The organism is Streptomyces sp. AV19, assembly GCF_015999245.1.
In the GTDB taxonomy this organism is placed as follows: domain Bacteria; phylum Actinomycetota; class Actinomycetes; order Streptomycetales; family Streptomycetaceae; genus Streptomyces.
Genome location: NZ_JAEAMR010000018.1, coordinates 149,415 through 174,944, shown reverse-complemented (window position 1 = coordinate 174,944; position 25,530 = coordinate 149,415). Strand labels below are relative to the sequence as shown.

Sequence of the window (25,530 nt, the reverse complement as noted above, 5' to 3'; positions counted from 1 at the left end):
CATGCCCTGGAACATCTCCGATCTGCGTACCGCCCTGGAACAGGCCGGTCGCGACACCCACCTGCGCGTCGACGCGCAATTGCTCGACCTCGCCCCGGCCGGCGACCTGTTCGCCACCTTCCTGCCGGATGCCGTCCTCGACATCCGAGACGTGACGAGCGTCGACACCGACGGCCTCCGCGTCAGCGGCAAGGTCACGCTTCTGAACCAGGCGGCGTCCGCTGCGGACGTCCTGTTCTTCGCCGATGACAACGACGAGACCGTGGCCGGTGTCCGCGTCGACGTCGTGCTCACGCCGGACGGCCCGGGGCTTCCCGCGGAGCTGAGCGCGATTCCGTCCGCACTGGAGCGGATCGGACTGGGCCCGGTGCACCTCGTCTTCGGCGTCGAACCCGGCATCGGCGACGACGCCCCGACGGCCGAGACCGGCTGCGGTGTCGAGTTGCTGTTCCCCGACGCACAGGCGTCCCCCCGGCCGTACGTCTGGGGTTACCCGCCCCGGAACACGTTCCAGAGCTGGCAGCTCGCAGGGGACTTCTCCGGTGTCCCGCTGCCCGCCATGGACTCGCTGCTGCCTTGGGCCGGGCTGCTCGCCGGAAGTTTCGACCTGCTGCCCGCCGAGGTGGCCCAGGGCGCGTCCCTCCGACTGACCGACGTCTCCGTCAACTTCGACCCTCAGGGTCCGCGATGGCTCGGCGTCGGCATCGGGCTTGAGCTGGGCACCTCCTGGGAACCGCTCCCGGGCCTGCTCAAGCTGGACAAGCTGGCCGTCGACTTCACCGTGGTGAACCCGCACACCGCTCGTCCGGCAGTGGCGGCGGTGCTCAGTGGCATCGTCACGCTCGCCGACGAGGTTACGGTGGGTGTCGGAGTGAGTTTCCCCGACCGCTCCCTCACCGGCACCCTGCTCACCCCGCTGCCGCTGGGCCACCTGCTCACCGACCGCTTCCCCGGCGTACCCGTGCCCGCCGAACTGACCGTCAGCCGCCTGGAGCTGGGCGCCGACCTCGAACGGGACGCCTCCTGGGGCTACGGCGTCGAGCTGGAGATCCAGGACGTCTGGAAGGCCGGCGACGACTTCGCCCTCTCCGACGTCACATTGGTCCTCAGGCACCAGGACAACGCGACGGCCGCCGAGGCGACGGCCGGCTGGCAGCTGGGCGACGCGACCGTGGACGTGTACGGCGCGTGGGCCACCGGTGCCGGATGGAAGTTCTCCGCCGAGGCCACCCACCTCCAACCCGCCGACGTCTTCTCCGCGTTCGGCATCGCGCCGCCCCCGGTGCTCAAGGACGTCGACATCGCGCACCTCGCCGTCGACTACGACAGCGCCTCGAAGCACTTCGGCCTCCAGGCGCAGGCCCGGTTCCCGCTCGGCACCGCCGAGGCGGACCTCGACCTGAGCGTAGACCTGACCAAGCGCGACGGGGCGACCGGCTATGACCAGACGTACGCCGCCACCCTCTCCATCGCGATCCCGCAGAAACACGGGGACCCCCGCGTCCTGACGTTCGCGGTCAAGGACGCGCAGCTCGCCGAGTTCACCGCCTCCTGCACCGACACGCAGGGCGTCTCGCTCGCCGACGTCGCCGGGGCGCTCGGGGTGAGCGGCGACGAGTCCGTCACCGCGCTGCTGGGCAGGCTGGGCACGGTCACCGCCCTGACGATTGCGTACTCGGGCCCGCGCAAGTCCGTCGTCTTCGCGGTGAAGGAGAAGGACGGCGGCTCGCTGCTGTTCGTCTCCGACCAGCAGGCGGCGGCCGGCGAGCGCGTCTGGGCCGTCCGCGCCGGGCTGGGCCTGGACGCCCGGCTGTCGCAGATACCGCTGCTGCACGGCCAGATACCCGACGGCGAGGACGTGGGCGTACGCGGCCTCGGCGTGCTGATCGCCTCCCACGGCCTGTCGGCCGCCCGGGTGGCCGGTCTCAACCGCGCGGTGGCCGCCGCCGACGCCGCGCTGCCCGCGCTGCCCGGCGACGGACTGGCCAAGGGCCTCGCCTTCGTCGTCGATCTGCGACTGCCCGGCCGGACCACGGCGACGTCGGTCGTTGTCCGGGGTGGTGGTGGAAGCCGCAGCAAGCACCTTGAGTCCGCGAAGCAGTTGGCGGCCGCGCCCGCGCCCAGTGCTCCCATGGTCGCCTGGATCGGCGTCCAGCGCGCCGTCGGCCCGCTGCGCCTGCGCCGCGTCGGCGTCGGCTTCGCCGCCGGCACCGTATGGATGCTGTTCGACGCCTCCCTCGGCATGGCCGGGCTCGATATCGGCGTCGAAGGACTCGGCCTCGGTATCCCGTTGGACGACCCGGGCAACCCGTCCTTCCGGCTGGACGGGATGAGCGTCGGCTACGCCCGGCCCCCGCTCGCCATCAAGGGCGCGCTGGTCAGCCGGACCGACGACCCCGCGTACGACACGCTCGTCGAGGGCGCCCTCGTGGTGTCCGCCGAGCAGTTCGGGCTGACGGCCCTCGGCGCGTACGCGTGGCCGCACGGGAGCTCCGGCGGGCCGTCGATGTTCCTGTTCGGCAAGGCGAGCGGGCAGTTCGGCGGGCCGCCGCCCGTCGAAGTCACCGAGATCATGGCCGGCTTCGGCTTCAACACCGATCTGCGGCTGCCCGAGGGCGACCAGGTGCTGGAGTTCCCGTTCCTCCAGGACATGACCGACACCGAACCACTGGACGTGCTCCAGAAGCTGATGGGCGGCGGCAAGGACGCGTGGGTGCGGCCGGCCGCCGGGCAGCTGTGGTTCGCCGCCGGACTCGGCTTCCGGGTCTTCGAGTTCCTCGACGGTCAGGCTCTGCTCGTCCTGGAGGTCGGCGAGGACTTCGCCGTCGCCGTGCTCGGCACCGCGGAGGCGAGGTTCCCCAAGACCGGGCCGCAGACCTACGCCCGCGTACGGATGGGCCTGTCGGCCAAGTACCGCGCCAGCGAGCAGATCCTGAAGGTCACCGCGCAGCTCGCGCCCGGCTCGTATCTCCTCGACGAGGCGTGCGTGCTGACCGGCGGCTTCGCCCTGTACACGTGGTTCGACGAGGACCACGCCGGTGACTTCGTGCTGACGCTGGGCGGTTACCACCCCCACTACCCCGTACCGGCCCACTACCCGAAGGTGCCGCGGCTCGGCTTCTCCTGGCCGGTCACCTCCGAGCTGACGATCAGCGGCGGCTCGTACTTCGCCCTCACCCCCGGCGCGATCATGGCCGGCGGCGCGCTCGACGTGAACTACCGGTCCGGCGACCTGCACGCCTGGCTGACCGCGCACGCGAACATGCTGATCGAATGGGCGCCGTTCCACTTCGAGGCGGACGTCGACGTCAGCGTCGGCGTCAGCTTCGTCCTCGACCTGTGGCTGGTCCGCGAGACGATCCGGGTCGAGATCGGCGCGTCGCTGCGGCTGTGGGGTCCGCCCACGGCCGGTGAGGTCACCATCCACCTCTGGTTCATCTCGTTCTCCATCGCCTTCGGCGAGGGCGGAGCCCACGCCGACGACCCGGCCCCCTGGGCGGACGTCGTCAAGCAGCTCCCCGCCCGGGAGAACGCCGTCCGGCTCGCCCCCATGGACGGGCTGCTGCCGGTGCGTTCCCAGGACGAGCCCGGACTGTGGATCGTCGCGCCCGGCGCGTTCTCCTTCGCCGTCCGCACGGCCGTGCCCGTCAGCACCCTGCGACTCGACGGCTCCCAGCGGGAGATCACCGGCCACAAGGTCAACATCCGCCCCCGCCACGACCAGGGCACGGGCCTCGCCTCCGTTCTCACGGTCACGCTGACCAAGGGCACGGACACGCAGGACCTCGGCGCCTGGTACGCCGGCCGACCGGCCGAGAACCGGGCGAGCCTGCCCGGCGCGCTGTGGAGCGCGTACGACGACCGGAAACTCGACATCCACAGCACGCAGCAGGTGACCAACCAGCTCATGGGCGTCGACCTGCGGCTGCCCGCACCCGCCGAGAAGGGCGATGCCGGCCTGGTGGTCGGGGCCGGCGTGATCGCGCACGACGACAGGAAGCCGGACGGCATCCTGCCGCTGCGGCAGCCCGCCACGGCCGTACCGGTCGCCCTGGAGCTCGGCGCGGAAGCGCCGCCGGAACTCCCGGCGGACGTACCGGAGTTGGTGGTGGAAACCGTACGGGACACCGCCCCCGCCCTGGCCGCCGTCACCTCCGCGTCCACCGGCACGACCGTCGCCCAGTCCCGCGACCGGCTGTTCGCGGCGATGGAGTACCTGGACGTGAGCCCCGGCAGCAACGAACCGCTGAAGGCCGACGACGCGCTGGTCGCGGGCGACATCGACGCGAAGCCGGACGAACCGGTGCCCGGCACCCCGACCGCCAGCGAGCGGCTGTACGTGCTCGGCGCCGGGCGGACCGTCACCCCCGTCGACGCGCAGAGCCTCACCGCGTACCCGGCCGTCGGCCTGGACCTCGCCGCGCCCACCCTGCTGGCCGTGAGCCCCGACGGCACACGCCTGTGCGTGGTCAACGACGACCAGGGCATCGATGTGCGCGACATCTCCGCGAACCCGCCGGGCGAAGCGCCCACGGTGTTCTCCGACACCCTCTGGGGTTACAAGAAGACCCGCGGCGCGTCGGTCTCCCCCGACAGCAAGTGGGCGTACGTCACCGCCGCCCAGTCCCGGCAGATGCTGATCCTCGACCTGACCAGCACGCCGCCCGGCAAACGGGACTTCGCCGCGCAGGGGACCTCCGGCGAGGCGGTGCCTGCCGCCAAGCGGCAGTGGGACGCGGGCCCCCAGCTCGTCTACCTCGCCAGGACCGACCAGGACACCGTCGCGCGGGTGGACGTCACCCCCGGCAAGTGGCCCGCCGAACTGACCCCCGCCCTGCCCGCCGGACCCTCCCCGACCCGCCTGGCCGTGGACCCCCTGGGCCGCTGGGTGTACGCGCTCAACGCCGGGCGGTCCACCGTGACGGTCACCGGCACCGACCCCGCCACGGGCATCGTCGCGACCCTGCGCACCGGCACCGACCCCAGCGCCCTCGTCGCCTCCCCGGACGGCACCCGCCTCTACGTCGCCAACGCCACCTCCGGCACCGTCTCCGTCTTCGACACCTCCGGTGCCGTGCCCCAGGAGACCGGCGAGCCCGTGTGGATCGGCCCGGACGTCATCGCGCTCGCCGTCTCGGCCGCCGGTGACCGGCTGTTCGCCGTCCGGTCGAGGACGCGGGTAGTCCACGTCGTGGACACCACCGCGACACCACCGGTCCTGCTGCCCGGCACCGTCCCCCTCACCGACGACCCGGTGGCGCTCGCCGTCACCGCACCGGCCCCCGTCACCACAGGAACCAAGGAAGGCGGTGCGGCGTGAACCGGCCCGAGAACGCACCCGCGAACACCCCCGATCCGGACCCGGCGTTGAACGTACAGTTCCTTGACGCGCTCGTACCGCAGCTCACCGCCGGCCGCTACACCCTCACCGCGCACCAGTCCCTCACCAAGGGCGACGACCACGACGACCACGTCGACGAGGGGTACCTGCCGACGCCCGACGCACCCGTCACCCAGCACATCGAGGTCCGCGCACCGCGCTTCACCGTCCAACCGGAGTGGATCCACGGCGCGTACCCGCCGCCCGGCGCCACCGGCACGTACGACGACGTCCTGCCGCACCTCACCCTCGAACGGCCCACCCTGCCCTGGGAGCGCCAGGAAGGCACGGACAGCAAGGGAACACCCCTGCCCTGGCTGGCCCTCCTCGTCTTCGGCGAAAACGAACTGCCCGGCGACCCGCACTGCCTCGGCCACACCGAACAGCGCACCGCCGCACAGCTCTCCGACCCGGCCGCCCGCAGCACCGACGACCCGGCCGACGTCGTCCTGCCCGCCCTCGACGTCCACACCGACCCGATCACGGGCGACGACGAGAAGCAGGTGTGCCGCACCGTCCTCGTGCCCGCCGCCGTCTTCCACGCCGTCGCACCCGCCAAGGACGAACTGCCGCTGCTCACCCACGTCCGCCGGGTCGACAGGCAGCACCAGGGCGTCACGCTCACCGAGGACCGGATCGAGCCCGGCGACTACGCGGTCGCCGTCGCCAACCGGCTGCCGAGCGCGGTCGGCGGCCGGTACGCCGCCCACCTGGTGTCCCTGGAGGGCTGGCAGTCCCGGCTGCCCGACGGGAGCGAGGAGAAGGAGGCGTACACCGGGCCGGCGGAGAAGCTGCGGCTGGTGTCCCTGTGGTCGTGGACGTTCGAGTCGCTCGCCGACCACGCGCCCGGATTCGCCGCCCTCACCGAGCACTTCGTCGATACCGAGGGCGACCAGGGCTCCGGGCTGCTCCTGCGCGTCCCCGTGGGGGACCGCCCGCTGTCCGGCCCCGAGCAGCAGGAGGTCGCCGACCGGCTCCGCGCCGGCTACCTGCCGCTGTCCTGCCGCACCGAGTCCGGCCGGGCCACCTTCGGCTGGTACCGGGGACCGCTCGTCGCCGAACCCGTCCCCCGGCAGACCGACCGCGAGCGGCGCCGCTGCGCCGCCGAGGCCCTGATCCACCTGGAGCAGTACGGCGTCTTCGACGTCAGCCTCGCCACCGCGTTCACCGCCGGGCGGGGCGTCGCCTTCGCCGACCACCAGTTCGCCGCCGCGCTGCTGCGGCTGCGCGGCAAGGTACGGAAGCTCGCCGAGGAGGCGCTGAGCGAGCCCGCGCACCCCGTCGCCGGGGTGGCCGCCGGAGCCCGGGCGCGCCTCGCCCACCTCGTCACCAACGGCCTCGGCGAACACCTCCACGAGATCCACCGGGCAGATCAGAGCTCCCCTCGTACCGTCGCCGCGACCGTCACCCCCGTACCGGCCGCCACCCAACTGCCCGCGATCGCCGACATCTCCGTGCGGCGGCTGCGCGCCGACACCGGCCTCCGTGACCGGCTGAGCGCCGCCCTCGACACCCTAACCGGGGACCAGCCGGACGAGGACCTCACCGCCGTCCACGCCTGGCTGACCCGGCTGCGCAGCCTGGAAGGCGTCCCCTTCGCCCACCTCGTCCCCGACGCCCGCATGCTGCCGGCCGAGAGCCTGCGCTTCTTCCATGTCGACGGCAACTGGACGGCCACCTTGGTGGAGGGCGCGCTCAGCGTCGGGCTCGCCCACTCCTTCGACCTCGCCGCCGACGACCTGCTGTTCGGCCCGCACGGCAAGGCCCCGCTGCCCGAGCCCCAGGGGCCCGTCACCGGACTGCTGCTGCGCTCCCAACTCGTCAGCGGCTGGCCCGCGCTGGAGATCCGCCCGTACCCGAACCCGCGCGCCACCAACGGCGAGAACCCTCTCCCCGTCGCCCGTCGGGCCACGCTCGCCGAGGACGTGCTGCTGGCCGTCGTCGACGGCATCCCCGGCCGCGTCGAGATCGGCGAACCGCAGCAGGGCGTCCACTTCGGCATCGACGAGCCGGACGACGGCGGGAGCGACGACCCCGTCGACCACGGCATCATCCGCCTGCGGTCCCTGACCGGACGGATCGGCGAGGAGTTGCCGGACAAGCAGTTCCCCGCCAGATCGGGACTGCGCCCCTATCTGCGTGCAACGGGCGGCGGCCCCGACCGGGTACTGCGGACCGCGAAGCTCGCGGACGGTCTCCAGGGCGCGCTCGAACTGCAACAGCCCCTGACCCCCGGCCAGTTCGCCCTCCAGATGATCAACGCGGCCCAGCGCCGCACCTTCACCACCACCCCCACGACAGGAGACCACTCCCATGGCTGACGGCGACGAGACCCTCATCGTCCCGGTGAACGTGGACGCCCTGGTGGTCAACGAGAAACTCCGCGGGCTCGACGGCCGGGGCTTCCGGCGCTGGCAGCCCGACTTCAACCTGCTGCGCCACAACCGCACACCCGAGCCGGACCCGTTCACCAACGACGACGCGTGGAACGCCGAGCCCGACAAGCGCGACGGGGTGTACGTGCGCTGGGAGTTGCCGGAGGCGCTGCGCAAGGGAAGCGCCGGCCGGGACGGCACCGGGTTCGCGCTCGTCCCCAACCGCTGGCTGGTCGTCCGCCAGGTCGACGGCCACGACAAGCTGCTCACCGGCTGGGTGGTGGAGAGCGACTTCCTCGACGCCGACCAGGGCACTTCACCCTTCATCCACCCCGTCCGGAAGGGCACGGGCGACCCGTCGGCCGGCCCGCACCGGGCGACGGTCATCCCGACGCGCATCGGCCGGGCCGTCCGCATCGGCCACGACGGCGAAGGCTGGCAGGAGCGGTCGTCCGGCGGCCCCGCCCACGACGACCTGTTCCTCACCGCGGTCGGGCCCGGGCTCATGACCTTCCACGTCTACCAGCCGTACCACGAGAACGTCTTCTCCCTGCACGACCCGCTGGACGGCGTCCCCGTCACGGCCACCCTCAACTACCAGGTCGTGGGCTGGTACTCGGACCCGGTCCAGGAGGAGCTGAACCAGCGGCTGCGTATCCAGGGCGCCACGGTCGAGGCGGTACTGGCCGGTCTGGGCTGGACGGCCTCCGGCGCTACCGGGGACTGGAAGCCCGGCAGGACCGCCTACTGCGGCCGGGCCGTCGGCGTGGCCTGGAACCGCGACGAACTGCCCGCGGACTGGGACCGCCCCGACAAGGACGCGGTCAAGGACCGGATCGCGGTCGGCAGCAGCGCGGACGAGGCCCACGCGGCCCTGATCGCCGCGGGCCGCGCCGCCCTGCCCGACGCCTCCGGCAACGCCGTCGGGCACACCGACCCCGCGCTGCTGCACGCGCTCGGCCGCGGCCTGCTGGACACCCTCGACGGCCCCGACGGTCCCGTCGCCACCGCCCAGGCCCTGCACAAGGGCTGGTTCCAGCAGCTGCCCGGCGGCTACGTCTGGCGGCTCGCCGACCCGTCCGACCAGGGCAACCCGTCCGGCGATCCGGCCTCGGTCACCTGGTCCGGCGCGGCCGCCGAGCAGGAGCGGTGCCTGGCGCAGCTCAACCAGGACCAGGACGCGTACGACAGGGCCGTACGGGAACTCGCCTCCCTGCAGAAGCGGTTGTACGCGCTGTGGTGGATGCACGGCCTGCCCCTGATCCCCCGGCAGTACCGGCGCGAGCAGTTCCGGGCCGAGATCGACCCGGACAACACGTCCGGCCTCGCGGCCGAGGTGGCCAAGCGCCAGGAGGCCCTCAAGGGGCTCCTGGACCGGATCCCGCACGGCGCGGACCAGCAGGAGCTGGACCGGTCCGTCGCCGCCTACAAGGACCGGCACCCGGAGCTCGCCGGGCACGAGCTCCGCAGGGAGGCGCTGCCGCCGTTCCACCACGTCAACGACCCGACGGTGGTGCTCGCCGGGTCCAAGGGCCACACGCCGCACGCCACGCCGTCCGGCACCGGGCCCCTCGTCTGCCGGACACCCGCGCAGATCCTCGGCGGTGTCGAGCCCGGCGGCGGCCTCCCCGCCCCCTTCGACACCCTGAAGGCCGCCGGGCTGCCCGCCGTCGTCCCCGCCCTGCTGGGCGAGTTCACCTGGCTGCTCGACCCGGCGCACGCGTCGTCCCTCCCGCAGGGCCTCGTCCCGCGGTCCTGGCGGCAGCCGTGGAAGCCGCTGCTGTTCCAGTGGCGGGTCACGCACTGGAACGTCCCCTATCGCGACCGCGGGACCGGCACGGCCAACTGGGAGTTCGACGGCAGCCACTACCGGTGGCGCGACGGCACCCCCGACACCCCGCTCCACGTGACCGGGCGGCGCTTCCTCGTACCCCTGCCTCAGCACACCATGGGCGGCGGCCTGGAACGGCACGCCGCAGGCCACCCCGACGCGGCGCGTGAGGCGTTCGCCGAAGCCGCCGCGCAGGTCAAGGACCTCGACCTGCTCTCCCAGAGCCTCGACGGGCTGACCGACGCGTTCGCCTGCCGGAACCCCACGCCCAACCTCAGCCCGCCCGGCAGGATCGGCGAGCTCGTCGGTGACGCCCGCGGCCACCTGCCGGAAGCGGGCCCGCTGCCCGTGCCGTTCCAGGGCTGGCTGCCGTCCGGGTTCACCCAGATCCGGGCCGGCCAGTTCGCGCTGAGCGCCCTCAGCGTCGTCGACGAGTTCGGCCAGACCCTCGACGTCCTGCTCGAAGGCGACGCGGGCTTCCTCATGCCGAAGCTGGGGGACAGCCTGCGCCCCAACGGCCGGTACGCGGCGACGGACCTGCCCGAGCGCTTCGTCCAGCTGCCGCCCCGGCTGCTCCAGCCCGCCCGGCTGCGGTTCGACTTCGTCCACGAGTCCGCACCCGACGAACTGGTCGATCTGCACGCGGGCACGACCCCCGTGTGCGCGTGGATCATCCCCAACTACGTCGACCGCTCCCTGCTCTGCTACGCCCCCACGGGCGCCCCGCTCGGCGAACTGCGCCTCGCACTCCGCGAGGACGAGGCGACGGGCACGCTCTCGACCGTGGTCGCCTGGGGTCCGCTGCCGGACTCGCAGGTCCACACGATCGACCAACTGAGTGCCGATCGGCCGCAGTTGCACGCCTTCGTGAAGGAGCTCGCGGCGAAGGGCCCCGACGCCTTCGCGGACCTGATGGCCACCGTCGACCGCTGCCTGGCCGGCATCGACCCGGGCAACCCGTACGGCGACGAGGTCCTCGGCGCGCTGCTCGGCCGCCCCCTCGCCCTGGTCCGGGCCCGGCTCGGCTTCGAACTCGACGGCCCGCCCGTCAGCGACCCGGGCTGGCAGCACGCGCTGGACTGGCGGACCCCGGCCGAGTGGGACGCCGGCAAGCCGGTGCCGGAGGAGATGGAGTACCTCACCTACCGCTGGCCGGTACGGCTCGGCAACGCCGGGCAGCAGGGCGACGGCCTGGTCGGCTACTTCTCCGAGGACGACTACACCACGTTCTACGCGGTGGCCGAGCCGGGGACGGAGCACCCGACCGGCTACGTCGCCCCGATCTCCGGCGACAACTGGCCCGCTCTGAAGGCCGATTCCCACGACCGCACGCACCTGACGCTGCTGCTCGACCCCCAGGCGGCCGTCCACGCCACGACGGACGTCCTGCCGGTCACAGACCTGCGGCTGCCGTCCCGCTTCACGCGGACGGCGATGGCGGCGATGAAGGTCGCCCTGAGGCTGAGCCCGGTGCTCACCACGGCACGGAAAGTTCCGGTCAAGGACGAGCAGGGGACCACCACGTTCGTCAATTCCCTGGCCCTGCCCCACCCCACGTCCCCGCAGGGCACCTGGGACTGGTCCGAACTGGTCGTCCCCGACGCGCCGGAGGGCGCCGCGTCCGCCCCGCAGTGGAACCACCAGGCTGTCGTCCAGATCGACCAGACCGCCCGGCTGGACGAGGACGGACCCGTCGTCCGCACCGGCTTCCTGCGCCTGACCGACGGCCTCGACGGCTCGTGACCCGACAGCACACCGACCCACCCCGGAAAGGAGCCGAGTTCGTGAACGAGCCGGCCAACGACCCCTGTCTGCTCGACTACGCCATCATCAGCGACCCCTACCCGCTGTACGCGGCCACCGCCGCCAACCCGACCTCGACCGTGCACATCGTGGTCTCCAACGGCGGCGGCGACACCGTCTACTGCCGGGAGATCATCTTCTCGCTGCCGGAGGGCGACCTGGCCCAGAGCCTGGTGGTGACCGGCGGGGGAGACGGCGACGGCAGCGTCGAGGGATGGACCGTCGAGCAGCTGCAGAAGGGCGCGAGCACCGTCCTGCCGTCCGGCGAGTACGCGAGCTTCCGCGTCAAGCCCCCGGCGGACGGGACGAAGGTGGAGGGCTCCGGCATCACCATCACGCTGCGGAACCTGCACATCGGCACCCAGCCGGGCACGGCCCGGGTCGAGATCCGCGAGACCGCCACGAAGGAAGTGACCCAGTGGCCGGTCAACCCGCGCTACCGGACCCTGGAGATCACCAAGTTCCCGCCCCCGGAGCTCCCGTTCGTCGGCAACTTCCGTGCCGAGCCGTGCGATGTGGAGCTGGGCAAGGACAAGGACAGCAACAAGGTCCGCCTGATGTGGGACGGTCCGACGGACATCAACTACACCGTGCTGTACGGGGCCGGGGCGAAGAGGGCGGACGACCAGAAGGAGGACGTGGTCAGAGGCCGCGAGTGGTGGGGGACGGTCACCCGGGACACCGTCTTCCGGCTGGAGTACACGGCCGGCGGGTCCACGCACTACCTCACGACGGGCGTCACGGTCGCCAACCCCCGTCTCACCGGGCTGACGGTGGACGGCAGCGCGTCCATCGCCCAGGACCTGACCGTGGGCCGCGACGCCGACGTCACCGGAAGCCTCGAAGCGACCGAGGACATCGCGACGCACGGGAAGTTCCTCGACGACAAGGGCACTCCGCTGCGGGGGGACCTGACGTGACGGGCAAGCTCATCGTCAAGGGCAAGGTCACGGCCGGCGGCGACGTGGGGGGCGACGGCGGGCGGCTGACCCTCCTCAACCCTTCGGGCAGGCAGGAGTTCACCGAGGAGGGGGACCACACCTTCACGGTCCCGGCGGCGGTCACGCTGCTGGACCTGCGCCTGCGAGGCGCGGCGGGCGGCGGTTCCGGCGGCGGCCGGGGAGCGGACATCCAGGTCCTGGTGTATGTGGAGCCGCAAGAGCAACTGACCGTGCGGATAGCCCGGAACGGGGCTTCCGGGGCGTCGGCGCAGGTCCTTCGCGGGAACACGCTGATCGTGGGGGCGGGCAGCGGCGGGGACGCCGGCCGGCCGGGTGGCGGCGGCCAGTCCGGCGGTGGAGGGGGCGACGGAGGTGAGGGCAACACCTCGGGCCATCCCAGTGGTGCCCCCGGCGGCTCCGGGGGCGCCGGCGGGTCCGGAGGCGCCGGGGGAGACGCGGGCCTGGTCACGGACTCCGGCGGAACGGTGGCCGGGGGGAAGGGCTTGAACGGATCCGGTGGGGACAGCGGAACACGCGGTGGTGACGGCGGCGAAGGCTGGGGCTACTGGGGTCAGACCGCGGGAGGCGGCGGCTACGGAGGCGGGGCCGGGACCGCCGACTGGATCGGCACCGGTGGTGGCGGTGGCAGCCAGGGAGGCCAGTCCGGCGGCGACGGAAATGGGCAGTCGGGGGGCTCGCAAGGGTCCCCCAAGACATCGGATGGCGACAACCGCGGCGGCTACGGCGGCTCGGGAGGCAGCGGCGGCCCCGGCGGGGCGGCAGGCGGGGGCGGGGCGAACGGGAGCGGTGACGGACGCGGCGCCGACGGGAGCGCTGGACGAGCGGGCTACGGCGGTGGCGGCGGCGGTGGCGGCGGCTCGGGCAGTGGTTTCGGCTGGAGCTACGCCGGCGGCGGTGCCGGTGGTGGCGGCGGTGGCGGTGCGGGCGGCCAGGGCGGTGCGGGAGGCCAAGGCGGCGACAGCCACCTCGACGTCTCCCGCACCACGCTGAAGGCCCCCAGCATGTACAACACCGGCTCCACAAGCGTCACGATCGCCTGGGGCAATCACCAATTCCCTTCCGCCTGAGGCGAACGGGAGGGAGCCATCCGCGAGCGGCGGACGGCTCCCTCCCGTCCGCCGCGCCGTGGGACCCCGGCACCCCCACGACGCGACGCGGCCCGGACCGGCCACCTGACCGAAAGTCCTCCCTTGACGCCCCGTCAGCCCTGCCCGATCGTGTGATCGCCGCACTGCGACCGATCACGAGCGACGCAGGTCAGCGGCGTTTTTCCGTTATCGGTGCGCCCCGGTGGCCACCGCCTCGAAGGAGCCTTCTTGTCCGGCGAGCAACACCTTCTCAAGGTCTACAGCGACCGCGTCTACGTCCACACCACCACGGTCCGGCACCAGGGCACCACGGTGGCCCTCGCGATGGACGACCGGCGGCGGATCGTCTACAGCGTGCTGGACCTGTCCCGGCACGACGAGTCCAAGGGCGAACTGGACGCCGCCTACTGGTCGGAGAACCCGCTGCCGCTGCGCTTCCCGTCCGAGATCGCGGACGTCGGTTTCGCGGCCGCCGGGGCCACCGCGCTGCCCGTCGTCAAGAACGGCGGCCGGGTGGAGGCCGCGCCGGGCGAACGGCTGGACGAGGACGAGACCGACGCCTTCCTCTCCACAACGGCCCGGCTTACCGCCCCGGCGCCCTTCCACGTCCTCTCGGACGGCACCCACATCGTCGTCCTGCGCCAGTCCGTCGGCGCCGGTCACCCCGACGCCGTCCACAAGCTGATGGGCGGCGGATCCTCGGGCGACCCGGAGCGCGGCGACTACGTCACGGACAGCACCGGGGCCAAGGTGCCGCTGGTGGCCGACACCCTGCTCTGCGACCGGTTCCTGCTGGTCGGCGGGGAGTTGAAGCCCGTCCTGGAGGCCCGCTACCGGCGCAGCCGGCACCGCACCCGGCCGGACTCGGCCAAGGACAGCCTGGGCACGACCGACATGGAAGGCCGTCCCTTCCACGAGCCCACGCAGGAGCTGTCCTTCGTCCGCCACCTCTCCGGCGGCCGCTTCGCGGCCCTGCTCGTGCCCACCGCCGTCCACGGGCGGCAGCGCTGGCAGATCTTCGCGCACAACGACACCACCGGGCGCGTCGACTCGTTCAACGTCGAGCAGGGCCGCGACGGCCTGTTCAACCTTCAGGGCACCCAGGCCTGGACCAGCCCCGTCCCCGCCCACCGCGACGCCGTCCACGAATCGGGCCCCGGCACCTGCCCGTTCACCGGCCTGCCCCTGATACCCGTGATCAGCACCGAGGGCCACGCCGAGACCGCCCTGACCTTCGGGGAGGGCGACGCCCACGTCCGCGTCGCCGACGGGCCGGAGCTCGCGGGCCGCGACTTCACCGTCGAGTTCTGGGCGCGCCGCACCGAGCTCGGCCGCCAGGAGTTCCTCGTCGGCCACGGTGACGAGACCGGTAGCCCGCACAAGTCCTTGCACATCGGCTTCCGCGAGGACAACCGCTTCACCTTCGCCTTCTACGCCGAGGACCTCAACGCCGAGGTGCCGACCGAGGACACCGACTGGCACCACTGGGCCTGCGTCCACGAGCACGCCGCCCGCCGCCAGACTGTCTACCGCGACGGCGAGGAGGCCGGCAGCCGCACCACCGACGCCGGCTACACCGGCACCGGCGCCCTGCTGCTGGGCCGCGCGCTCGCCCAGGGCGCCCGCGCCGAGCTGGACGAGGTACGGATCTGGGACCGCGCCCGCACCGCCGACGAGATCGAGCGCGACAAGGGCGTCCGCCTCATCGGCAACGACCCGGGTCTGGTCGCCTATTACCGCTTCGACGAGGGCTCCGGCACCCGCCTGCACGACCAGACCGACCACGCCCGGCACGGCGAACTCCTCGGCGGACCGCGGTGGGTGACCTCCGGGGCGCCCATCGGCGACCACCCTGGCGTACGCCGCGACAGCTTCGCCGTCGTCGGCCGCGGCGTCGTCTCCGGCCTGTCCGCCGTCCTCTACCACCAGCAGGAGGACACCGCCGTCGGCTACGGCCAGGAGCCCAAGCCCGCCAAGCGCCAGGCCCGCGTCCTGCTGTCGTACGCCACCTCCGGCCCCGACCCGAGGACCGGCGCCGCCACCGACGAGACGTACGTCGCCACCGTCGACTTCGGCGTCGGCCGCGACGGACGCCTCGCCCAGGTGCCGGACGAACTGGCGCTGCCGGTCCTCGCCGCGCCGGAGGCCAGCGGGGACGTGGACGCGATCAGCGAACTGGACCGGCGCGTCCAGGAGATCACCCGGGACATCGCCGCCAAGGAGACCGAGGCGGCCCGCCTCGCCCAGGGCAAGGACGAGGTCGCCGCGCTGGAGAAGCGCGTGGCCGAGCGCAGGGCCGAGCTGGACGGCACGCTCCACGCCTGGTGCTTCCGCGTCCGCTTCAAGCGGCAGCGCGACGGCAAGGACCAGTACCTCGCGCTCAGGGACAACGGGACCGGTGACTGGCCGCCCGTCATCCGCACCTCCGACAAGGACGCGGCCACCGCCCTGTGGTACTTCGACGGGACGGACGGGGCGTACAACGGCCAGCCGTGCTGGTACGTCCGCAACGCCCACGTCGCCAAGGACCTCAACGTCTCCGGTGACAGCAAGGACCCCGACGCACCCCTCATCGGCTACAAGCACCTCGAAGGCCACCACAACACCTACTTCACCCCCCTGGACCGGGGCAACGGCTTCTCCGTCCTGGTCAACCTCTGGAGCCGGCTCGCCGTCTGCGCCACCGACCGCAAGGACGACGCCGTCGTCCAGCAGGACGTCGAGACGGTGGCCGGCAACGGCGAGGGGCTGGTGACCTTCGAGAAGGTCCGCCCCGCCCCCCAGGCCCACGTGCAGGACTTCGTCAAGCTGATCGCCGCCGACGAGGCCCGCCTCGAGGAACTGCGCCCCCAGCGCGACCGGCTCGCCCTCCTCCAGCGCGAGATCGAGGCCCTCCAGGCCGAGCAGACAGTCAAGCGCGAGGAGCTCGCCCGCCTCACCGGCGGCCTCAAGGGCACCGACGACATCGCGCTGTCCATGCCCCAGCTCTCCGTCGACCGCACCGGGCTCAGCGCCTCCGGCGCCCTGCTGGAGTTCGCCCGCGGTGCCGACCGCCCGTACCTGCTCGACAGCGCCACCGGCAGTGTCGTGCTGTACTTCCGCGGTGCCAACGGGCAGTTCTTCGCCACCTACTACGACACGCTCGTCTCCCGCTCCTCCCGGCAGCTCTCCGGCCCCGACGGCACGGCCTTCACCTTCGTCGCCCGCGACGCCGGCACCGACCTCGCCGGTGTCGACATCCGGATCATGGACGTCGGCGACGCGGGCCTGTGCGAGCTCACGATCACGCGCGGCACCGAGAGCGAGATCTGGCGCAAACTGCCGCGCCGCGCCGCGGACTTCGCCGCCATCGTCAACGGCGCGCCGGGCCAGGCGTACGACTTCGCGCAGCAGGCCGAGAGCAACCGCCCCGGCGTGCCCCTGTCCTCCGGCTCCCGGCTCGTCGTCGTCGACCCCGGGCAGGTGCGCGAGGTGCCGCTGGGCACCGTGCCCGACCACGTGCCCGGCCACGGCGGACGCTGGCGCGCCGACAAGCCCGGCCGCGCCTACGCATTCGACGGACGGCAGAACGCCCTCGTCACGGAGCAGGGACTGGACCGTGCCGCCGTGAGCGGCGATCTGACGGTCGAGGCATGGATCAACCCCGAGCGCGTGCCGGGCGCGTCCCGTATCGTCCACGCGAACACCGGCGACAGCCCCTTCACCCTCGGCCTGCTCGCACCGCCGGCCCCGCCCACGGCGCCCGCCCTGTTCTTCGACGGCAAGAGCGGCGTCGCCATCACGGACGCCCAGGTCCCGCTCGCGAACACCGACTTCACGGTCGAGTTCTGGGCGCGGCGCCCCTCGGCCCCCGACGGGCGCCCCCAGTACGTGGTCGGGCATGGCACCTCCCACGCCGCCGACAACTCGTCCCTGCACATCGGCTTCCGCGCGGACGGCGCCTTCACCTTCGCGTTCTACAGCGACGACCTGGACACCGAGGAGAAGTACACCGACACCGCCTGGCACCACTGGGCCTGCGTCTACACGCACGCCACCCGCGAGCAGGTGATCTACCGCGACGGCGCGGAGGCCGCCCGGCGCACGGCGACGCGCGGCTACTGGGGAGCGGGACCGTTCAGCTTCGGCAGCTCCCACTCCGGCTGGATCCCCGACTACGCCCGCGTCGAGATGGACGAGGTCCGGCTGTGGGGCACCGCCCGCACGGCCGTCGAGATCCGCGACCGGATGACCCGGCGGCTCCAGGGCGACGAGACGGGCCTGCAGGGCTACTGGCCCTGTGCCGGGACGGCCACCGGGGCCGACGGCAAGCCCGTCGTCACCGACCGTTCCCCGCACCACCGCACCGTCACCCTGCGCGGCACCGTCACCACGGCCACCGCCCCGGAGGCGCTCACCGCGGCCGAGGCCGGCTACCGCGTCGTCGCCGCCGTCGGCAACCGCCTCACCGCGACCCGCGCCGCCTTCCCCCTGCGCGAGTGGACGCACCTGGCCGCCGCCTACGAGCAGTCGTGGGCGGTGGAGCTGTCCGACGGCGCCTGCCTCGAGGCGTCCGACAACGACGCGCTCGACATCGCCGACGACCTCACCCTCGAGGTGTTCTGCCGCACCGACGCCCTCGGCACGACGCAGGGCCTGCTCTCCAAGGGCCGTACCGCCGACGGCTCCGGCGGCAGCGTCCCGTACCGGCTGCTCGTCCTGCCCGACGGGAAGCTGGAGTTCGGCTTCGAGGAGCCCGACGGCAGACTGGTGCGCTTCACCTCCACCGAGGCCGTCGGCGCCGGGACGTTCCACCGCCTCGCCGTCGTCCGCAAGAGCGGCCGGTCGATGCAGGAGCGCAAGGGCACGAAGGAGATCACCGCGGCGGGCGCCGACGGCAAGCCCGTCCGGCAGACCGTCGAGCTCGTGGAGTCCGTCGACGTCCAGGAGTGGCAGGACATCCGCTTCTTCATCGACGGCCGCGAGGCGGGCGCCGCCCGCTACGAGGGACCCGGCCCCCAGGGCAACACCGGCACCCTCGACATCGGCCGCGCCCGCGAGGGCCTGGAGACCCGCCCCTTCACCGGCGTCGTCGCCGAGGTCCGGCTGTGGTCGGCGGCCCGCGACGCCGCGCGCCTCGGCACGCCCGTCTCCGCTCGCGACCGCGGCCTGACCGCGCACTGGCGCTTCGAGGAGAACGCCGGCAACACCGCCGCCGACACCACCGGCTCGCACCCCGCCCGGCTGCGCGGCGCCCGCTGGACCCGCAACCCCGACCCGCGCGGCAGCGCCTTCCGGATCTACCGCAACGGCGTCTCCGTCGCCTGCGACCCCTTCGACGGCGACGGCTCGGCCGACTTCGCCGACCACGGCGACGCCCAGCTCTCCCTCGGCGCGCGGCTCCAGAACGGCGAGGCCGGCCAGCCCTTCCACGGCGTCCTGGAGGAGGTCCGCCTCTGGCGCACCGCCCGCACCCAGGAGCAGGTCCTCGACAACCTCTTCACCCGCCTCAAGGGCGAGAAGGAGGACCTGATCGCCTACTGGTCCTTCGACCGCGCCTCCACCGACGAGAGCGCGAACCTGGTCCGGGACGAGGGCCTGCGCGGCAACGACCTCACGCTGCCCGCCGCACCCCGCCGCCCCGCGACCGTCCTGTCCACCGCGCCCGTCTCCAGCGACACCGCCCAGGTCCGCTCGGCGCTCGCCGCCATGCGCACCCCCTTCCACGAGCGCATCACCGGGGCACCCGCCGTCGCCGAGTACGCCGACATGCAGTACGGCTCCAAGGGCGAGGCGTTCGGCGTCCTCAAGCGGGCCTACGGCTATCTGCGCGACGGCCGCTGGCACCTGGTCACCGGCTACAAGGTCGGCGACCTCGTCAGCGAGTGGGTCGGCCAGGTGCAGTTCGACCCGCAGCTCATCGGCTACGTCGAGGGCGCGCCGCCCGTGCCGTCCGAGAACCTCACCCCCAACACGATCGACCCCGAGCGCGCCACCTACGACGGCGTCGCGTCGGTGGAGTTCCGCGAGTCCGAGGAGGTCGTCCACTCGCTGTCGTCGGCCAAGGAACGCAGCGTCGACGCGGCGTTCGGCTTCGCCCTCTCCAACGAGGTCGACGTCGACATGTGGATGATCACCGCACCGCTCGGGTTCGGAGTCGCCAAGTCGGTGGCCAAGGCCAGGGTTTCGGCCGGGGTGCGCGGCAGCCTGGAGTTCTCCAACAGCTGGGCCGACGAGACGGCCGTCTCGCAGGGTGAGAACACCACCCGGGCCATGAAGGTCGAGCTCTCCGGCAGCTGGGAGGACCCGCGCAAGCCGCTCAACGCCGCGCTCGGCCGCCGCTACGTCCCGGTCAACACCGGCTTCGCCGTCGTCCAGTCCCAGACCGCCGACGTCTTCGCCCTGCGCCTGGCCCACAGCGGAGCCCTGGTCGCCTACCGCATCCAGCCCAACCCCGACATCCCCAAGGACTGGAACGTCGTCCCCTTCCCCATCAACCCCCGCTACACCAAGCAGGGGACGCTGGACGGCACGGTCGGCTACGACGAGCGCGGCCGGGTCCTCGACCCGGACTACACGGGCGCCCGGGACCGCGGCGAGTACAGCTACTACAAGCCGCGCGAGGCCTACGCCGTCAAGCGCCGCATCCAGCGCGAGCAGCAACGGCTGCGCAGCTACTACGAGTCCGTCTCCACCGAGACGCACACGTCCGACCCGACCGCCGAGCGGGCGGGCCGCGTGCTGAGCGGCGCGATCGGCGGCGACGCCTCGCCCGCGAAGGGCCGGGACACCGCCGGCAGCACCACCGGCGAGGGCTTCTCCCGCCGGGACCTGGTCAACACCTACGTCTGGACGGCGGACGGCGGGTTCTTCGCCGAGACCACCGAGACCACGGACGCCGTGAGCGAGACGACCTCCGGGTCCTACTCGCTCTCCGGCTCCGTGGGCACCTCCCTCGGCACGTCCTTCGACATCATGGGCGTGGGCGTCAACGCGCAGCTCGACGCCTCCGTCGGCGGCGGCATGACCACCACCCGCGCCCGCGGCAAGGAGGCCACCCGCTCCTTCGGCCTGGACATCACCTGCTCGCCGTCCGGCAACGTCCAGCAGTACGACGCGAACCGCAAGCCCGTCTTCGACGCCGACGGCAATCCGGTCAACGCGCCGGGCAAGGTCGACGCGTACCGGTTCCTCAGCTTCTACCTCGGCGAGGACACCGAGCACTTCGACACCTTCTTCCACAAGGTCGTCGACCCCAAGTGGCTGGAGAACGGCACCGACCCGAACGCGGCCGCCCTCCGCCAGGCCCGGCAGTCGGACCGCAAGCCGCCGTGCTGGCGGGTCATGCACCGCGTCACCTTCGTCAGCCGGCTCCTGCCCCCCGCCCCGCCCGCCGACGCGGCCCCGCTGGAACGCACGATGCGCGAACTCGACCTGGACAGCAACTACGAACTCGTCCGCCGCCTCGACCCCTACGTCAAGCCCGCCACCACCAGCCGCGCCGACCTCGCCGAAGCCGTACGGAACGCGCTGGCCGCGCACCTGCCGGAGCTGCGGCCGCACGCGGAGGAGGTGATCGAGTTCCTCGCGCAGTACTACGGCGTGGAGGACTGACGGCCGGTCCGGGCGGGCGGGGACGGACCGTCCCCGCCCGCCCGGGAACAATCCGGCGGGCCGCCGCGTGCGATCCTGGGCCCACCGCCCCTGACCTCGGACCGAGGAGTACCTTGCCCGGGACCTCGTCCTCCGCCGCCGTGACCCCGCTCCCGTCGCTTCGCCGCCCAGGCGGGACGCCTGATCGAGCTCGGGGTGCACGAGCTCGCAGGGATACCCGCCGACACGCTGCGCGCCTTCGCCGCGAACGCCGGTGACGGAGACTTCCCGCTCGCCGTCCACCCGGACCGCGCGCCCGCCTCTTCAGGGGGTTCACGCCCGGGTCTCTCAGAAGTCCCAGTCGTCGTCCGCCGTGTCCTCCGCCTTGCCCATGACGTACGACGAACCCGAGCCCGAGAAGAAGTCGTGGTTCTCGTCGGCCCCCGGGGACAGCGCCGCCAGGATCTCCGGGTTGACCTCCGTCTCGTCGGCGTCGAAGCGGGCCGGATAACCCAGGTTCATCAGCGCCTTGTTGGCGTTGTAGCGGACGAAGACGGCCACGTCGTCCATGAGGCCGAGCGGTTCGTAGAGCTCGCCGGAGTAGCGGAGTTCCAGCTCGTACAGCTCGTCGAGGAGCTCGTGGGTGAAGGCCCGCATCGCCTGCTGGCCGGCCGGCGTCCGATGCTCCAGGCCGCGTTGGTATTTGTAGCCGGAGTAGTAGCCGTGCACCGCCTTGTCGCGCAGGATCAGGCGGATCATGTCGGCGGTGTTGGTGAGCAGGGCATGGGTGGAGAAGTGGAGGGGGAGGTAGAAGCCCGCGTACAGCAGCAGCGAGGACAGCAGGGTGGAGGCGACCTTCCGCTTGAGCGGGTCGTCGCCGTAGTAATGGCGCAGGACGGCCTTGGCACGCTGCTGGAGGACGTCGTTGTCCACCGCCCAGCGGTAGGCGTCGTCGATCTCCGGGGTGGTGGACAGGGTGGAGAAGACCGAGGAGTAGCTGCGGGCGTGCACGGCCTGCATGAAGGCGATGTTGGTGTACACCGCCTCCTCGTGCTCGGTGCGCGCGTCCTGGATCTGCACGATCTCGCCGACGGTGGCCTGCACGGTGTCCAGCATGGTCAGACCGGTGAACACGCGCATGGTCAGGGTGCGTTCCCCGGCGGTGAGGCGCTGCTGCCAGGCGGGAAGGTCGTTGGAGAGCGGGACCTTCTCGGGCAGCCAGAAGTTGGCGGTGAGCCGGTTCCACACCTCCAGGTCCTTCTCGTCGGTGACGCGGTTCCAGTTGACCGGGCGCAGGCGGGCCGCCGGGTCGTGGCGGAAGGACGGGGGCGTGACCGACAGTTCGGTCAGGGGCGGGGGAGTGGTGGTCATCGTCAGTGCTTCCGTGGAGTCGGTACGGGTGTCACAGGGCGCAGGACAGGCAGTTCTCGATCTCGGTGCCGGCCAGGGCCTCCTGGCGCAGCCGGATGTAGTAGAGGGTCTTGATGCCCTTGCGCCAGGCGTGGATCTGGGCCTTGTTGACGTCGCGGGTGGTGGCGGTGTCCCGGAAGAACAGCGTGCAGCTCAGGCCCTGGTCCACGTGCTGGGTGGCCGCCGCGTAGGTGTCGATGATCTTCTCGTGGCCGATCTCGTACGCGTCCTGGAAGTACTCCAGGTTGTCGTTGTCCATGTGCGGCGCCGGGTAGTAGACGCGGCCGAGCTTGCCCTCCTTGCGGATCTCCACCTTGGAGGCGATCGGGTGGATGGAGGCGGTGGCGTCGTTGATGTAGCTGATGGAGCCGGTGGGCGGGACGGCCTGGAGGTACTGGTTGTAGATGCCGTGCTCCCGGACGGACTCCTTCAGCGCGCGCCAGTCGTCCCGGGCCGGGATGCGCACGCCCGCCTCGGCGAACAGGGATCGCACCCGCTCGGTGGCCGGTTCCCACGCGCGCTCGGTGTACTTGTCGAAGTACGAGCCGTCGGCGTAGGCGGAGAGCTCGAACCCGTCGAAGACGGCGCCGCGTTCGATCGCGATCCGGTTCGAGGCGCACAGCGCGTGATAGGCGACCGCGTAGAAGTAGATATTGGTGAAGTCCACGCCCTCCTCGCTGCCGTAGTGGATGCGCTGCGAGGCGAGGTAGCCGTGCAGGTTCATCTGGCCGAGGCCGATGGCGTGCGAGAGCGCGTTGCCGTGGGCCACGGAGGGTACGGCGTCGATGTACGCCTGGTCGGAGACCGAGGTCAGCCCGCGTACGGCGGTCTCGACGGTCGCGCCGAGGTCCGGCGAGGCCATCGCGGCGGCGATGTTGAGCGAGCCCAGGTTGCAGGAGACGTCCTTGCCGACGGTCTCGTAACCGAGCGAGGCGTCGTACGTGCTGGGCGAGTTGACCTGGAGGATCTCCGAGCACAGGTTGGACATGTTGATCCAGCCGGGGATCGGGTTGGCCCGGTTGACCGTGTCCTCGAACAGCAGGTACGGGTAGCCCGACTCGAACTGCAGCTCCGCGATCGTCTTGAAGAACTCGCGGGCGCTGAGCGTCGACTTGCGGATGCGCGGGTTGGCGACCAGCTCGTCGTAGTGCTCGCCGACCGACAGGTCCGACAGCGGCCGGCCGTACTCGCGCTCCACGTCGTACGGCGAGAACAGGTGCATGTCCTCGTTGCGCTTGGCGAGTTCGAAGGTGATGTCCGGCACGACCACGCCGAGGGAGAGGGTCTTGATGCGGATCTTTTCGTCCGCGTTCTCCCGCTTGGTGTCCAGGAACCGCATGATGTCCGGGTGGTGGGCGTGCAGATAGACCGCGCCCGCGCCCTGCCGCGCGCCGAGCTGGTTGGCGTAGGAGAAGGAGTCCTCCAGCAGCTTCATCACGGGCACCACCCCGGACGACTGGTTCTCGATCTTCTTGATCGGGGCGCCCTGTTCGCGCAGGTTCGTCAGCAGCAGCGCCACCCCGCCGCCGCGTTTGGACAGCTGGAGGGCCGAGTTGACGCCGCGTCCGATCGACTCCAGGTTGTCCTCGACGCGCAGCAGGAAACAGGAGACCAGCTCGCCGCGCTGCGCCTTGCCGGCGTTGAGGAAGGTCGGCGTGGCCGGCTGGAAGCGGCCCGTCAGCATCTCGTCGACCAGCCGGGAGGCGAGGGCCTCGTCGCCCGCGCCCAGGTACAGGGCGGTGGCGACCACCCGGTCCTCGAACCGCTCCAGGTAGCGGGAGCCGTCGAAGGACTTGAGCGTGTACGAGGTGTAGAACTTGAACGCGCCGAGGAACGTGCGGAAGCGGTGCTCGTGCGCGTACGCCTGCCGGTACAGGTCCTTGACGAACTCCCACGGGTAGCGCCGGATCGGCGCCTCCTCGTAGTAGTCGTTCTCGACCAGGTAGGAGATCTTCTCCTCCAGCGTCGGGAAGACCACCGTGTTGGGGTTCACGTGCTGGAGGAAGTACTGGCGGACGGCCTCGCGGTCCTTGTCGAACTGGATGCGGCCGTCGCAGTCGTACATGTTCAGCATGGCGTTCAGCGCGTGGTAGTCCTTGCGCGTACCCACCGACTCGCGCGGGGCCGCCGGCGCGGTGACGGGGTTCATGCCATCGGTGGTCATGCCGCCGACGCCTTCGCCGACGAGTGTCGTGTCCAAAACTTCTGCAGTCCTTCCCTGACGGCGCGGACGTCGTGGTCCGTGCCCAGCAGTTCGAATCGGTACAGCTGCGGCACCCCGCACTTGGCCGAGATCACCCGGCCCGCCAGGCAGTAGTCCGCGCCGAAGTTGGTGTTGCCGGAGGCGATCACACCGCGCAGCAGCGCCCTGTTGGCCGCCACGTTCAGGAAGCGGATCACCTGCTTGGGGACCGCGCCCGCGTGGCTGCCGCCGCCGTAGGTCGGCACGATCAGCACGTACGGCTCGGTGACCTGCGGCATGCCCTCGCGGTGCGGGTGCAGGGGGATGCGCAGGGCGGGCAGTTCCAGGCGCTCCACGAAACGTTCGGTGTTCTCCGAGACGCTGGAGAAATACACGAGGCCGCTCAACGGTGTGCCGCCTCCTCTCGCTCGTACCCGTGTCCGTCCGAGGGCCGGGGAGGGGAGCGGCGGCGGAGCGCACGGCGGGGCCGGGGGCTGTGCCGGATGAAGGCATGCCGGACCCGGGTCCGTACGACGGCCACGCGGCCCTCCCTCGGGGCCTCGGCGCGCGCACGCCGCGGATCGGCGTACGCACCGGTGGCAGGTCTTCGGACTCGCGGACTCGTCCTCGTGTTCTTCGAGGACACCTACTGGCCGTCGCTTCCCAGGCCCCTTCTATGGGCCCAGTGCGTATGACGGCGGTCGTTCCCGCTCACCGCTGCGGGGCAGTCCCGGATTCCCACCGGGTTCCCTCTTGCCTCGCCGGGCACGGAGTGCCTGGCGAACCACCAGCACGGGCAACACTACATGTAGAAACGATCTGGTGCCGCAGGCCCAGATGTTGTGCTGCGGAGGAAAGTCAGGTAGACCTAAGTCGAGCGCTTGTGCGGAGTGTTGGCGGGTGCGAAGTGTGCTTCCCGCCGTCGTT

9 protein-coding genes, 1 pseudogene and 1 riboswitch are annotated in these 25,530 nt (G+C 72.0%); of the genes and pseudogenes, 7 read left to right on the top strand and 3 right to left on the bottom strand.

Annotation, left to right across the window (positions count from 1 at the left end; translation table 11 throughout):
- The first annotated feature begins 1 nt into the window (after window position 1).
- From I5Q34_RS26150 to I5Q34_RS35055, 7 genes and pseudogenes are all read left to right on the top strand, one after another.
- Window positions 2–5,320: a YncE family protein gene (locus tag I5Q34_RS26150; RefSeq protein ID WP_199894878.1), complete on the top strand. Its 5,319-nt coding sequence runs from the start codon at window positions 2–4 to the stop codon at window positions 5,318–5,320.
- Window positions 5,317–7,701, top strand: coding sequence for a hypothetical protein (locus tag I5Q34_RS26145; protein ID WP_199894877.1), 2,385 nt, complete (start codon window positions 5,317–5,319; stop codon window positions 7,699–7,701). Before I5Q34_RS26150 ends, I5Q34_RS26145 begins: the two co-directional genes overlap by 4 nt.
- Window positions 7,694–11,329: a hypothetical protein gene (locus I5Q34_RS26140; protein ID WP_199894876.1), complete on the top strand. Its 3,636-nt coding sequence runs from the start codon at window positions 7,694–7,696 to the stop codon at window positions 11,327–11,329. The genes I5Q34_RS26145 and I5Q34_RS26140 overlap by 8 nt, the downstream gene beginning before the upstream one ends.
- A gap of 41 nt (window positions 11,330–11,370) precedes the next feature.
- Window positions 11,371–12,309 (top strand): hypothetical protein, encoded by a 939-nt coding sequence (locus I5Q34_RS26135; RefSeq protein WP_199894875.1) that lies wholly within the window; start codon window positions 11,371–11,373, stop codon window positions 12,307–12,309.
- The gene (locus I5Q34_RS35600; RefSeq protein WP_199894874.1) at window positions 12,306–13,418 is read left to right on the top strand and encodes a hypothetical protein; all 1,113 of its coding nucleotides are present in this window, start codon (window positions 12,306–12,308) and stop codon (window positions 13,416–13,418) included. The genes I5Q34_RS26135 and I5Q34_RS35600 overlap by 4 nt, the downstream gene beginning before the upstream one ends.
- 249 nt (window positions 13,419–13,667) lie before the next feature.
- Window positions 13,668–21,032 carry a LamG domain-containing protein gene (locus I5Q34_RS26125; protein WP_199894873.1) on the top strand — a complete coding sequence of 2,455 codons (7,365 nt, stop codon included), beginning with the start codon at window positions 13,668–13,670 and terminating at the stop codon, window positions 21,030–21,032.
- 113 nt (window positions 21,033–21,145) lie between these two features.
- A pseudogene (locus I5Q34_RS35055) lies at window positions 21,146–21,338 on the top strand (hypothetical protein); the annotation flags it as partial.
- Window positions 21,339–21,359: 21 nt separating this feature from the next.
- Here the strand turns inward: I5Q34_RS35055 and nrdF are convergent.
- Genes nrdF through nrdI form a run of 3 tightly spaced genes read right to left on the bottom strand, consistent with a single transcriptional unit; the run spans window position 21,360 to window position 25,010 of the window.
- Complete coding sequence (gene nrdF, locus I5Q34_RS26120; RefSeq protein WP_199894872.1) at window positions 21,360–22,382, bottom strand: class 1b ribonucleoside-diphosphate reductase subunit beta; 1,023 nt, start codon at window positions 22,380–22,382, stop codon at window positions 21,360–21,362.
- A gap of 31 nt (window positions 22,383–22,413) precedes the next feature.
- On the bottom strand, window positions 22,414–24,570 hold the full coding sequence (gene nrdE / locus I5Q34_RS26115) for a class 1b ribonucleoside-diphosphate reductase subunit alpha (protein WP_199894929.1): 2,157 nt from the start codon (window positions 24,568–24,570) through the stop codon (window positions 22,414–22,416).
- 11 nt (window positions 24,571–24,581) lie between these two features.
- The gene (nrdI, locus tag I5Q34_RS26110) at window positions 24,582–25,010 is read right to left on the bottom strand and encodes a class Ib ribonucleoside-diphosphate reductase assembly flavoprotein NrdI (protein WP_199894871.1); all 429 of its coding nucleotides are present in this window, start codon (window positions 25,008–25,010) and stop codon (window positions 24,582–24,584) included.
- Window positions 25,011–25,183: 173 nt separating this feature from the next.
- A riboswitch (cobalamin riboswitch) is annotated at window positions 25,184–25,407 on the bottom strand.
- Window positions 25,408–25,530 lie beyond the last annotated feature (123 nt).